General features: G+C 56.5%; 11 protein-coding genes. 7 read left to right on the top strand and 4 right to left on the bottom strand.

The genetic code is table 11. The features are described 5' to 3' along the window. Nucleotides 1-52: 52 nt before the first annotated feature. Nucleotides 53-910 (top strand): deoxyribonuclease IV, encoded by an 858-nt coding sequence (nfo, locus tag FND52_RS07880; protein WP_144130360.1) that lies wholly within the window; start codon nt 53-55, stop codon nt 908-910. A gap of 57 nt (nt 911-967) precedes the next feature. On the opposite strand, the gene fruA is transcribed toward nfo, so the two are convergent. From fruA to fruB, 3 genes are read right to left on the bottom strand one after another with little or no spacing between them, the layout of a single operon-like run. Next, a complete protein-coding gene (gene fruA, locus FND52_RS07875) occupies nt 968-2,665 on the bottom strand; it encodes a PTS fructose transporter subunit IIBC (RefSeq protein ID WP_144130359.1) in 1,698 nt (565 codons plus the stop codon). Nucleotides 2,666-2,681: 16 nt separating this feature from the next. Continuing rightward, the gene (gene fruK, locus FND52_RS07870; protein ID WP_125291623.1) at nt 2,682-3,620 is read right to left on the bottom strand and encodes a 1-phosphofructokinase; all 939 of its coding nucleotides are present in this window, start codon (nt 3,618-3,620) and stop codon (nt 2,682-2,684) included. Beyond that, the gene (gene fruB, locus FND52_RS07865) at nt 3,617-4,750 is read right to left on the bottom strand and encodes a fused PTS fructose transporter subunit IIA/HPr protein (RefSeq protein ID WP_144130357.1); all 1,134 of its coding nucleotides are present in this window, start codon (nt 4,748-4,750) and stop codon (nt 3,617-3,619) included. Before fruB ends, fruK begins: the two co-directional genes overlap by 4 nt. A gap of 350 nt (nt 4,751-5,100) precedes the next feature. Here fruB and setB point away from each other — a divergent pair, with 350 nt between their 5' ends. Then, nucleotides 5,101-6,282 (top strand): sugar efflux transporter SetB, encoded by a 1,182-nt coding sequence (gene setB / locus FND52_RS07860; protein ID WP_144130355.1) that lies wholly within the window; start codon nt 5,101-5,103, stop codon nt 6,280-6,282. On the opposite strand, the gene FND52_RS07855 is transcribed toward setB, so the two are convergent. Continuing rightward, complete coding sequence (locus FND52_RS07855) at nt 6,279-6,533, bottom strand: YkgJ family cysteine cluster protein (protein WP_125291620.1); 255 nt, start codon at nt 6,531-6,533, stop codon at nt 6,279-6,281. The genes setB and FND52_RS07855 overlap by 4 nt on opposite strands. Before the next feature lie 155 nt (nt 6,534-6,688). Between FND52_RS07855 and yeiP the strand changes: the two genes are divergently transcribed. The 5 genes from yeiP (at nt 6,689) to mepS (ending at nt 11,819) form a co-directional block, all read left to right on the top strand. Next, on the top strand, nt 6,689-7,261 hold the full coding sequence (yeiP, locus tag FND52_RS07850; protein ID WP_125291619.1) for an elongation factor P-like protein YeiP: 573 nt from the start codon (nt 6,689-6,691) through the stop codon (nt 7,259-7,261). 248 nt (nt 7,262-7,509) lie between these two features. Next, nucleotides 7,510-8,976 carry a mannitol dehydrogenase family protein gene (locus FND52_RS07845; protein WP_144130353.1) on the top strand — a complete coding sequence of 489 codons (1,467 nt, stop codon included), beginning with the start codon at nt 7,510-7,512 and terminating at the stop codon, nt 8,974-8,976. Nucleotides 8,977-9,096: 120 nt separating this feature from the next. After that, a complete protein-coding gene (locus FND52_RS07840) occupies nt 9,097-10,074 on the top strand; it encodes a CobW family GTP-binding protein (protein WP_144130351.1) in 978 nt (325 codons plus the stop codon). 46 nt (nt 10,075-10,120) lie between these two features. Next, a complete protein-coding gene (locus FND52_RS07835; protein ID WP_144130349.1) occupies nt 10,121-10,834 on the top strand; it encodes a phosphatase PAP2 family protein in 714 nt (237 codons plus the stop codon). A gap of 415 nt (nt 10,835-11,249) precedes the next feature. Continuing rightward, a complete protein-coding gene (gene mepS, locus FND52_RS07830; protein ID WP_125291615.1) occupies nt 11,250-11,819 on the top strand; it encodes a bifunctional murein DD-endopeptidase/murein LD-carboxypeptidase in 570 nt (189 codons plus the stop codon). Nucleotides 11,820-11,844 lie beyond the last annotated feature (25 nt).

Raw genomic sequence — 11,844 nt, 5'->3', positions numbered from 1 at the left:
CCGCAGCGGCTATGATAAAAAGCGTGCTTTGCAGGTAAGTCAGGAGAAAGAGATGAAATACATTGGCGCACATGTCAGCGCATCCGGCGGCGTGGAGCAGGCCGTGACCCGCGCGGTAGAGATTGGCGCGAACGCCTTCGCCCTGTTTACCAAGAATCAGCGCCAGTGGCGCGCGGCACCGCTCAGCGGCGAAACCATCGATAATTTCAAGGCCGCCTGCGAGCAGCATAACTTTAAGCCGGGCCAGATCCTGCCGCACGACAGCTACCTGATAAACCTCGGCCATCCGGTGGATGAGGCGCTGGAAAAATCCCGCGACGCGTTTATCGACGAGATGGCGCGCTGTCAGCAGCTGGGTTTATCCCTGCTGAACTTCCATCCCGGCAGCCATCTCAAGCAAATTAGCGAAGAGGCTTGCCTGGCGCGCATCGCCGAATCCATCAATATCGCACTGGCGAAAACCGAAGGCGTGACGGCAGTGATTGAGAATACCGCCGGACAGGGCAGCAACCTGGGTTTTCGCTTTGAGCATCTGGCGGCGATTATTGACGGCGTAGAGGATAAATCGCGGGTTGGGGTATGCATTGATACCTGCCACGCTTTCGCCGCCGGCTACGATTTGCGGACCGAAGAAGATTGCGAAAATACTTTTGCTGAATTCGAGCGCATCGTCGGGTTTCAGTACCTGCGCGGTATGCACCTCAACGACGCTAAAAGCGCCTTTGCCAGCCGGGTTGACCGCCATAACAGCCTCGGCGAGGGCAACATCGGCCATACGCCGTTTAGCTGGCTGATGCGCGATGCGCGCTTCGACGGTATTCCGCTGATTCTGGAAACCATTAACCCGGATATCTGGGCGGAAGAGATCGCCTGGCTGCGGACGCAGCAGCACGAAACCGTGGCCGTCTGAGCCACTATCAAACGCAAAAAGGGCAGGTTCTCACCTGCCCTTTTGTTTATGCGTGAATTACGCGGTTTTGGTGTTCAGCTCCGCTTCCGGACGCTTCAGGAAGGCATACGCCAGGCCCGCCAGCAGCGTACCGGCAACAATCGCCAGCAGATAACCCACAACCGGAGTAATCGCGCCAGGGATCATCAGTACGAACAGGCCGCCGTGCGGTGCCATCAGTTTCGCGCCAATCGCCATAGAGATGGCACCCGTTACCGCGCCGCCGATGATACAGCAAGGCAGGACGCGCATCGGGTCGCGGGCCGCGAACGGAATCGCCCCCTCAGAGATAAAGCACAGGCCCAGAACCAGCGCCGCTTTACCGCCTTCCTGCTGGCCCTTGTCGAATTTACGACGGGCAACAATCGTCGCCAGCCCCATCGCCAGCGGTGGCACCATACCGGCCGCCATAATCGCCGCCATTGGCGCATAGGTTTGGGTACTCAGCAGACCAACGCCGAACGCATAGGCCGCTTTGTTCACCGGCCCGCCCATATCGGTACACATCATACCGCCGAGGATGGCGCCCAGCAGCACCGCGTTAGCCGTACCCATGGTTTGCAGCCAGTGGGTCAGGCCCGCCAGGATGCCTGCCACCGGTTTGCCGATCAGGTAGATCATCGCCAGGCCAACCACCAGGCTGGAGAGCAGCGGAATAATCAGGATCGGCTTCAGCGCTTCCATGCTAGGGGGCAGCTTCAGCCTGGTGCTGATGGCTTTTGCTACATAACCCGCCAGGAAACCAGCCAGAATACCGCCGATAAACCCGGAACCGGTGCTCACCGCCAGCATGCCGCCAATCAGGCCCGGCGTCAGGCCCGGACGATCCGCGATGGAAAAGGCGATGTAACCCGCCAGTACCGGCACCATCAGCGCAAAGGCTGAACCGCCGCCAATCTGCATCAGCGCCGCTGCCAGAGTATCCGGCGTTTTGAAAGCCTCAATGCCGAACGCGAAGGAGAGCGCGATACACAAGCCGCCCGCCACCACCATCGGCAGCATATAAGACACGCCGGTCAGCAGGTGACGATACGCGCCCGCGCTCTGTTTTTTGCCTTCCTGAGAGGAGGCCGAAGCAGACTGCTGAGCTTCATACGGTTTGGCTTCCGCCACCGCTTTATCCAGCTCCTGAGCGGTTTTCTTCAGCGCCAGACCGGTAGAGGTACGGTACATCGGCAGACCAGCGAATTTCGCCAGATCCACTTCGATATCCGCCGCGACAATCACCAGATCTGCCTGAGCGATCTCTTCCGGGGTGATAGCATTGCCCGCGCCAACGGAGCCGCGGGTTTCAACTTTCACCCACCAGCCGCGTTTTTTGGCTTCGGTTTCAATGGCTTCAGCCGCCATAAAGGTGTGCGCCACGCCAGTCGGGCAAGCGGTAACGGCAACGATGCGTTTCGGGCCTTTCGCCAGGCTGGCCTGGGCTGGCACAGCAGCCGCCGGTGCGCTGTACGGCGCGGCTTTGCCTTTGGCTTCACTCAGGAACAGTTCCGGATGCAGCACGGCGCGATCGATATCGCCCAGATACACCTTTTTACCGTTCAGCGCGGTGTCAGCAGGGATTGCGGTGCCGACCACAATAGCCAGTTCCGCGTCGTTCGGGTTATCGATAATATCCAGGTGCGCTTTGTGAGCCGCCGTGCCAAGCAGTGTTTTCGCCATGTATGCACGGGCCTGCCCGAGGCTCGGATCAATTATCAGCAGCGTTTTCATTATGTCTCTCCTGCTGTCAGTTAAAGGGTTGGAGGTCGACGCGCGCCATCATTGCGGCCAACTGGGGTCTGTCGGTGATACCGACGTTGCTCTGGCTTACGGCCAGCGCCGCCACGGCGGTCGCCAGACGTAATGTGTGTTCGCTGGATTCGCGCATCAGCAGCCCGTAAATCAGGCCGCCAACCATCGAATCCCCGGCACCTACCGTGCTGACGACTTCGCAAGACGGCGGTCTGGCAATCCATTCACCGGAGGCGTTAACCCACAGCGCCCCTTCCGCACCCAGAGAAATCACCACGTGGGCAATGCCCTGCTCGCGCAGCGCGTGAGCGGCTTCGATCACGTCTTTCAGTTCCGGCAGCTTTTTACCGGCCCAGATTTCCAGCTCGCGGCGGTTGGGTTTGACCAGCCACGGCGATGCTTTCAGCCCGGCTACCAGCGCTTCGCGGCTGCTGTCGAAAATAATGCACGGGCACTGGCTGCGCAGTTTGGTCATCCAGTCGGTGAACGCTTCCGGGCTGACGCCGGACGGCAAACTGCCGCTGACGCACACCATATCGAACTGGCCCAGCCAGCTCAGGGAATCATTTACGAAACGCTCCCAGTCGGCTGGGGTCACTTCAAAGCCCGAGAAATTGAAGTCGGTGACTTCGCCGTCTTTTTCGGTGAGCTTAACGTTGATACGGGTACGGCCCTGAACCACCTGGAAACGGTTGGCGATGCCCAGTTCGCTGAACAACTGCTGAAAGCCGTCCTGGTTGTCTTTACCGAGGAACCCGCCCACGGTGACGTCGATACCCAAATCTTTGAGCACTTTGGCGACGTTAATCCCTTTGCCCGCCGCATGCAGCCCGGTGGTACGTACCAGGTTCACTTCACCGCGCTCGATGTCTGCGCAGTAGCCGACCAGGTCATAGGCCGGGTTGAGGGTAATGGTGGCAACGCGTCTGCTCATGCTGCGCCCTCCCCAAGACCGGCGGCGATGGCGTCGCCAATCGCTTTCAGCGCCTGTTCAGCATCTTCGCCCTGCGCGGTGAAGCGCAGGCGGTGGCCCTGCTTGACGCCCAGCGCCACCACTTTCATCAGGCTGCGAGCGTTAGCCGGTTTACCGCTGCCGTCGAGGTTGGTGACGGTAATATCGCTATTGAATTGCTTGACGGTGTTCACCAGTACGGTGCCCGGACGGGCATGCAAACCATGTTCGTTACGCACCACGAACTCCGCGCTCAGCACGTCGTCCAGCGGCGCGTCGTCGCTGGTCAGCAGCGCCAGCAGGGTTACGCCATCGGCGTTCACCAGACGGTCAGCTTTCTGGTTAATAATCAAATCGCTTACACGCTTCAGCACATTAACCGGCTGGCTGTCCGCCATAGCCACAGTTAACAGCATCGCCACCTGCTGTCCGTCAAGCTCAAACGGCGTCGCGCTACGGCTGACGGCGATCGCGCTCGCCAGGTTGCCTTCCGCGCTGTCGTTCAGCCAGATGCCGTGACCGAGGTTGAGCGGGGTATCGTTGATGACATTGCTGACGAAGCGGCTGTCTACCGCGCCGACCGCTTTCAGGCGGCCCGCGTTCAGCGCCTGCAGCGTGGTTAAATCTGCCGCGGCAACGTCCAGTTGCACGGTGTCGTTGTCGAGTTTCAGAGAGGCCTGCTGTTTTTCACCCATCAGCAGCGCGCGCAGTTCTTCAGCGCTGGCGGCATTTTTCAGCTGTTCAGCTACGTCGTCATCGCTTAACACGTGGGTAAGCTGGCGCAGTAAACCAAGGTGTTCATCGGAGCTGGCGGCGATGCCGATGGCGACATACGCGGTCTGCCCTTCGCCCCACGCAATGCCCTGCGGGAACTGAAACACTTTTACGCCGGTTTTCAGCACCTGATCGCGGGTGTCGGTGGTGCCGTGAGGAATGGCAATACCATTGCCTAAATAAGTGGACGTTTGCAGTTCGCGGGCCAACATGCCGTTGACGTAGCCGTCAGCCACGTTGCCGGCCTGAGCCAGCGCTGCCGCAACCTGCCGGATCGCCTCGTCTTTGCTCCCGGCACTGGCGCCAGGGTGTATATCTTGCACAGATAACTGGAACATAACTCTCCTCGCTCGCTGAAATTGAATCGTTTCAGCCATCATGAGAAAAAATGCGCCCTCTCAATGTGGCAAGCCAATAAGACGACGCTGAAACGTTTCGCGAGTGTGGAGGCAACAGGCAAAACTGGCAAGTTTTGTTGTTAACGGGATGTCAGATTTTTGAGTTTCCGCACACTTCAGCGCATAAAAACTGAACTTAGCTGAAATTAATTTGGCTGCTTCAGCCAACCTTCAGCACCTGTTCAGCACTGAAACCGCGGTTCAAAAACGCAGGGAATTGACCTGACACCCTGTTTATTTGCTGCCGCTGAGCGTAAACTGCGCACCTTCTTCAAACCTGAACCTCCAACATGTCTAACAACACCACCGCACTCCCCCCACGCACGTTTGATATCACGTCCGCGTCTTTCTTAATTGTGGCCTTTTTGACCGGAATTGCTGGCGCATTGCAAACGCCGACGCTGAGCCTGTTTCTCACCACCGAAGTTCACGCCCGTCCGGCGATGGTCGGGTTCTTCTTTAGCGGCAGCGCCATCATCGGCATTATGGTGAGCCAGTTCCTGGCGGGGCATTCAGATAAAAAAGGCGACCGCAAAACGCTGATCTTTGCCTGCTGCCTGCTGGGCGCGCTCGCCAGCCTACTGTTCGCCTGGAACCGAAATTATTTTGTGCTGCTGTTTATTGGGGTGTTCCTGAGCAGCTTTGGCTCAACGGCCAACCCGCAGATGTTTGCCCTCGCCCGGGAACATGCCGATAAGACAGGGCGCGAAGCGGTGATGTTCAGTTCGATTCTGCGCGCCCAGGTGTCGCTGGCGTGGGTGATTGGCCCGCCGATCGCTTACGCGCTGGCCATGGGGTTCGGTTTTGACGTGATGTACATCAGCGCGGCGTTCGCCTATGTGCTGTGCGGGGCGATAGTCTGGTTGTTACTGCCGTCGATGCGTAAAACGCCGGTGCCGGTAAGTGCCAAACTCGAAGCGCCGCGCAGTAACCGCCGGGACGCCCTGCTGCTGTTCGCCGCCTGTACCCTGATGTGGGGCACCAACAGCCTGTATATCATCAATATGCCGCTCTACATCATTAACGAGCTGCACTACCCGGAAAAGCTGGCGGGCATCATGATGGGCACGGCGGCCGGGCTGGAAATCCCGACCATGCTGATTGCCGGTTACTACGCCAAACGCTGCGGCAAGCGCTTCCTGATGCGCATCGCCACCGTCGCCGGGCTGCTGTTCTATATCGGCATGCTGACCTTCCACCACCCTATTGTGCTACTGGGGATGCAGCTGCTGAACGCCATCTATATTGGGATTCTGGCGGGTATCGGGATGCTCTATTTCCAGGATTTAATGCCCGGTCAGGCGGGGTCCGCCACCACGCTTTATACTAATACCACCCGCGTCGGCTGGATTATTGCCGGGTCGATGGCCGGGATCATTGCGGAAATCTGGAATTATCACAGCGTGTTTTACGTCGGGCTGGCGATGATCGTGCTGACGCTGTGGTGCCTGCTGCGGATTAAGGACGTTTAGGGCGCGGTCTGCGCCTCCAGCCAGATAAGGTACTGCATCGCCTGAGGGCGCGCGTCGCCGCACATCTCCCGCGACGGCTTTAGCCCCGCGCAAACCGCCGGGCGCAGCGGCGACAGGAAGATTTTGCAGCGCTGATGTTCATCAAGCTGCACGCAAGGGGTATTAGCCGGTTTGCCCTGCGGCATACCCGGAATGGGGGTGGAGATAGAGGGCGCGGTACAGCATGCGCCGCAATCTGGGCGGCATTCCATTCTGGGCTCCGGGTAAGTATCGAGCGGCGACTTTAACAGGCCACCGCCCCGGGCACTATGACTTTTACAGCAAATACAAATCCGCTTGCCACAACCGCAAGCCACGAGTAGTTTGACGCGATCTTTTATAAGACCCTATTAACAGGATTTTCCCAATGCCAAGAGCAAACGAAATAAAGAAAGGTATGGTTCTCAATTACAACGGCAAGTTGCTGTTGGTGAAAGACATTGATATCCAGGCGCCGAGCGCCCGTGGCGCCGCCACGCTGTACAAAATGCGCTTCTCCGATGTGCGCACCGGCCTGAAAGTGGAAGAACGCTTCAAGGGCGATGATATCGTGGATACCGTCAGCCTGACCCGCCGCTTTGTGAATTTCTCTTACGTTGACGGCAACGAATATGTGTTTATGGATGCGGAAGACTACACGCCGTTTATCTTCAACAAAGAGCAGATTGAAGACGAGCTGCTGTTCATTCCTGAAGGCGGTATGCCGGATATGCAGGTGCTGACCTGGGACGAACAGCTGCTGGCGCTGGAACTGCCGCAGACGGTGGATCTGGAAATCGTGGAAACCTCTCCGGGAATTAAAGGTGCCTCCGCCAGCGCCCGCACCAAGCCAGCCAAACTGTCCACCGGCCTGGTGATTCAGGTGCCGGAATACCTGAGCAACGGCGATAAAATCCGCGTTCACATTCCGGAACGCCGCTATATGGGCCGTGCCGATTAATTAATCATTCAGGGGCAGCGATGCCCCTGTTTGTTATTACCCCGTTATTAAATCGATTTAGCCTGCATTTTTCGCCAAAAGTTGTTATACCAATTAGCGAGCGCATCCCGCCTTATTTTACCGCCACCTGGCATCATTGCATGATCCCCTTCACAATCTACAGATTATCCCGGCACACCAATTCACATTGCTGTCGTATAACTTTACACTGATGATGTTAATTAATGGTTAATCAGGTAAAGCAAACAATGAAAAACCTCGCCACCGCAACGCTTCCGCCCGACGTACAGACGCCGGATTACGACCGCAGCGCGCTAAAAAGCCGCATTGTGCATCTCGGCTTCGGCGCGTTTCACCGCGCCCACCAGGCGTTACTGACGGACCGGGTGCTGCGCAAAAACGGCGGCGACTGGGGGATTTGCGAAATCAGCCTGTTCAGCGGCGATAAGCTGATGAGCGCGCTGCGTGAGCAGGATCATCTGTTTACCGTGCTGGAAAAAGGCGCGCAGGGAAATACCGCCATTGTGGTTGGCGCGGTTAACGAATGCCTGAATGCCAGGCTGGACGGCCTTGAAGCCATTATTGAGAAGTTTTGCGAGCCGCAGGTGGCGATTGTTTCCCTGACCATTACCGAAAAGGGCTACTGCATTGACCCGGCCAGCGGGCAGCTTGATGCAACCAACGAACGCATTATCCACGATCTGGAAAACCCACACGCCCCGCATTCCGCGCCGGGTCTGTTGGTGGAAGCACTGGCGCGACGCCAGGCGCGCGGGGTGAGCCCTTTTACCGTGCTGTCATGCGATAACATTCCTGAAAACGGCCACGTGGTGCGCCAGGCGGTGATCGGCATGGCGCAAAAGCGCTCGCCGGAACTGGCGGAGTGGATTGCAGAACACGTTTCCTTCCCGGCTACCATGGTGGACCGCATTGTCCCCGCCGCCACGCCGGAATCCCTGCAGGAGATCAGCGATATTCTGGGCGTTGAGGATCCGTGCGCCATCAGCGCCGAGCCGTTTATCCAGTGGGTGGTGGAAGATAATTTCGTCGCTGGCCGTCCGGAATGGGATGCCGTTGGCGTTCAGCTGGTCGATGACGTGCTGCCCTGGGAACAGATGAAGCTGAGAATGCTCAACGGCAGCCATTCGTTCCTGGCCTGGCTGGGCTATCTGGCGGGCTATAAGCATATCTCGGACTGCATGCGGGACGAAAATTTCAAAACCGCCGCCCGCAGGCTGATGCTCAATGAGCAGGCCCCGACGCTGCGTATTACCGGCGTGGATTTAACCGCCTATGCCGACAGCCTGATCGAGCGCTTCAGCAACCCGGCGCTGAAGCATCAGACCTGGCAAATCGCGATGGATGGTAGCCAGAAACTGCCGCAGCGTATGCTCGACGGCATTCGCTGGCATCTGGCCAACGGCGGCGACTGGTCATTACTGGCGCTGGGCGTGGCGGGCTGGATGCGCTACGTCAGCGGCGTGGATGACAGCGGCGAGCCGATTGATATCCGCGATCCGCTGGTGGATAAAATCCGTGCCCAGGTCGAGAAAAGCAGCGAGGACGAACGCATGGAGGCGCTGTTGAGCCTGAAAGAGATTTTCGGTCAGGATCTTCCCGTCAACCCGGTGTTTATCCATACCCTGAAAGCGGCCTGGCACAACCTGTGCCGCACCGGCGCGCGCGACGCCGTAGCGCGTCTGGCGCGTCGTTAATTGCCTTTCATCGGGGAGCAAATCTGCTCCCCCTCTTCTCTTTGCCGTCTTTTTTCGCCAGGATGACCGGCTACACTTTGTTATCGCTTTTTTGCGACAGAAATTCGCCAGGAGTCATCCGTGACCAAAACCAACCTCATTACCGGCTTTCTCGGCAGTGGTAAAACCACCACTATTCTTCATCTGTTAGCCAATAAAGATCCCGCCGAGAAATGGGCGGTGCTGGTGAATGAATTTGGCGAAGTGGGCATTGACGGCGCGCTGCTGGCCGATAGCGGCGCGTTGCTGAAAGAGATCCCCGGAGGCTGCATGTGCTGCGTGAACGGGTTGCCGATGCAGGTCGGCCTCAATACCCTGCTGCGCCAGGGTAAACCCGACCGGCTGTTGATTGAACCCACCGGGCTGGGGCACCCTAAACAGATCCTCGATATCCTGACCGCGCCGGTTTACGAGCCGTGGATTGACCTGCGTGCCACGCTATGCCTGCTGGATGCCCGTCAGCTGTTGGAACCGCAATACATCAATAATGATAACTTCCGCGATCAGCTGGCCTCCGCCGACATTATTATCGCCAATAAGCAGGACCGCGCCGACGACGCCGCGCTGAAGGCGCTGGAACAGTGGCAGGCAAGCCACGGCGATAACCGCCAGATCGTGGTCGCTACCCAGGGGCAGATTGACAACGTGCTGCTTGATGCGCCGCGCCATAACACCCGCGAACTGCCCTCCAGCCCGGAACACAGCCATGCTCATCCGTCATCGCGCGGTTTAGCGGCGTTGAATTTAGCCAGCCACCAGCGCTGGCGGCGTAACCTTAATCAGGGCCAGGGCTATCACGCTTGCGGCTGGATTTTTGACAGCGAAACGGTGTTTGACACCATCGGCCTGCTGGAATGGGCGCGGCTGGCACCGGTAGACCGGGTCAAGGGCGTGATGCGTATTCCGGAGGGGCTGGTGCGAATAAACCGTCAGAGCCTGGATTTACATATCGAAACCCAAAACGTCGCGCCGCCGGACAGCCGCATCGAGCTTATTCACAACGATCTGGCCGACTGGAATGCCCTGCAATCCAGTTTGTTGAAGATTCGTTTAAGTTAGTCCGACTAACGTTGCCTGGGTGTAATCTCAGACTGTGATAAAGATCATGAAAACGCGTCTTCCTCTTATTGTGCTAATGAATATTGCCGGCCTTGCGCTGTTTTTTTCGTGGATGCTGCCGGCGAACCACGGATTCTGGTTCCCCATTGATTCCGGGATATTCCATTATTTCAATAACCTGCTGGTAGAGAATCGCGCGTTTTTGTGGCTGGTGGCGATTACTAATAACCGCGCCTTTGACGGGTTTTCGCTGGTGGCGATGGGGCTGCTGATGCTGTCGTACTGGCTGAAGCAGACGCCGTATGGCCGTCGCCAGATCGTCATAATGGGTGTGGTGATGTTGCTGACGGCGGTTGTGCTGAACCAGATTGGCCAACGGCTGCCGGTGCAGCGTCACAGCCCGACGCTATTTTTTACCGATATCCATCGGGTGAGCGAGTTGCTCAACATTCCCACCAAAGACGCCTCGAAGGACAGTTTCCCGGGCGATCATGGGATGATGCTGATGATCTTTTGCGGATTTATGCTGCGCTATTTCGGCGTGCGGGCCTTTGCTATTTCCCTGGTTATTTTTGTGGTTTTTTCCCTGCCGCGAATGATGATAGGCGCGCACTGGTTTACCGATATATTCGTAGGTTCGTTATCCGTAATTTTAGTAGGGCTTCCATGGGTGCTATTAACGCCGCTAAGCGACAAAATAATCACGCAGCTGAACTATTATTTACCCGGTAAGAATAAACAGAGTCCGAATATTCAGTAAATTGTTCACAAAATAAACCGCCATTTGCTGCTTCAGCGTCTGGCGTTTTTTTATTGCACAACGAAATTTAGCTTAAATACTAAACACCAAATTTGTCATGAAAATGAAATGGTTGCTTATTTTTAACGCACAAATGTTGCGTAATTGTTTAAATATAATTTTTGTTTTTTAACATCACAATTTCTTATAAAAAATCGGATAAAAGCTCTCGCCATGCGTGTTTCGATCGGGTACTCTCGATTTCGCTTTGTTGGCAAACGGTTAAATAGTGGCTCATGAGTAATCTTAGTGTGCGTTAATCCACATTTTTGCACATCCGGAATTGTCTCATCCCGCCTCGCTAATTAGTCTCGTCACGTTTGGCATTTTTTATAACGATATTTGTCGTTAAGGACTTCAAGGGAAAATAAACAACATGGTCACATCTCAACCGATTGTGAGATATTTCTTGCGGGTAATCCCTGCGATTGCAGTTGCGGTACTGCTTTCAGCTTGTAGCTCCACCAACACCGCAAAGAACGTGCATTCTGAGACGCATGCAGTTGGCAGTAACGATAGTTTTTTACTGCAAGCCTCTCAGGATGAATTTGAACAGATGGTCCGTACAGTCGATATCAAATCGCGCTTAATGGACCAGTACGCAAGCTGGAAAGGCGTGCGCTATCGCCTCGGCGGCAGCACCCGTAGCGGCATTGATTGCTCCGGTTTTGTGCAGCGTACCTTCCGTGAACAATTTGGTTTAGAACTGCCGCGTTCAACTTATGAACAGCAGGAAATGGGTAAACATATTTCCCGCAACGGCTTACGCACTGGCGATCTGGTGCTGTTCCGCGCAGGCTCAACTGGCCGCCACGTCGGTATCTATATCGGCAATAACCAGTTCGTTCATGCGTCTACCAGCAGCGGCGTTGTGATTTCCAGCATGGATGAGCCCTACTGGAACAAGCGCTACAATGAAGCGCGACGCGTCCTGACCCGCAGTTAATCTTGTTGCCAGCTTCCCTTGGCTG

Origin of the sequence: Atlantibacter subterraneus (assembly GCF_007570865.1) — a bacterium.
Lineage (GTDB): Bacteria > Pseudomonadota > Gammaproteobacteria > Enterobacterales > Enterobacteriaceae > Atlantibacter > Atlantibacter subterraneus.
Note: the sequence above shows the minus strand (reverse complement) of the source record. Positions and strands in the feature narration are given on the sequence as shown.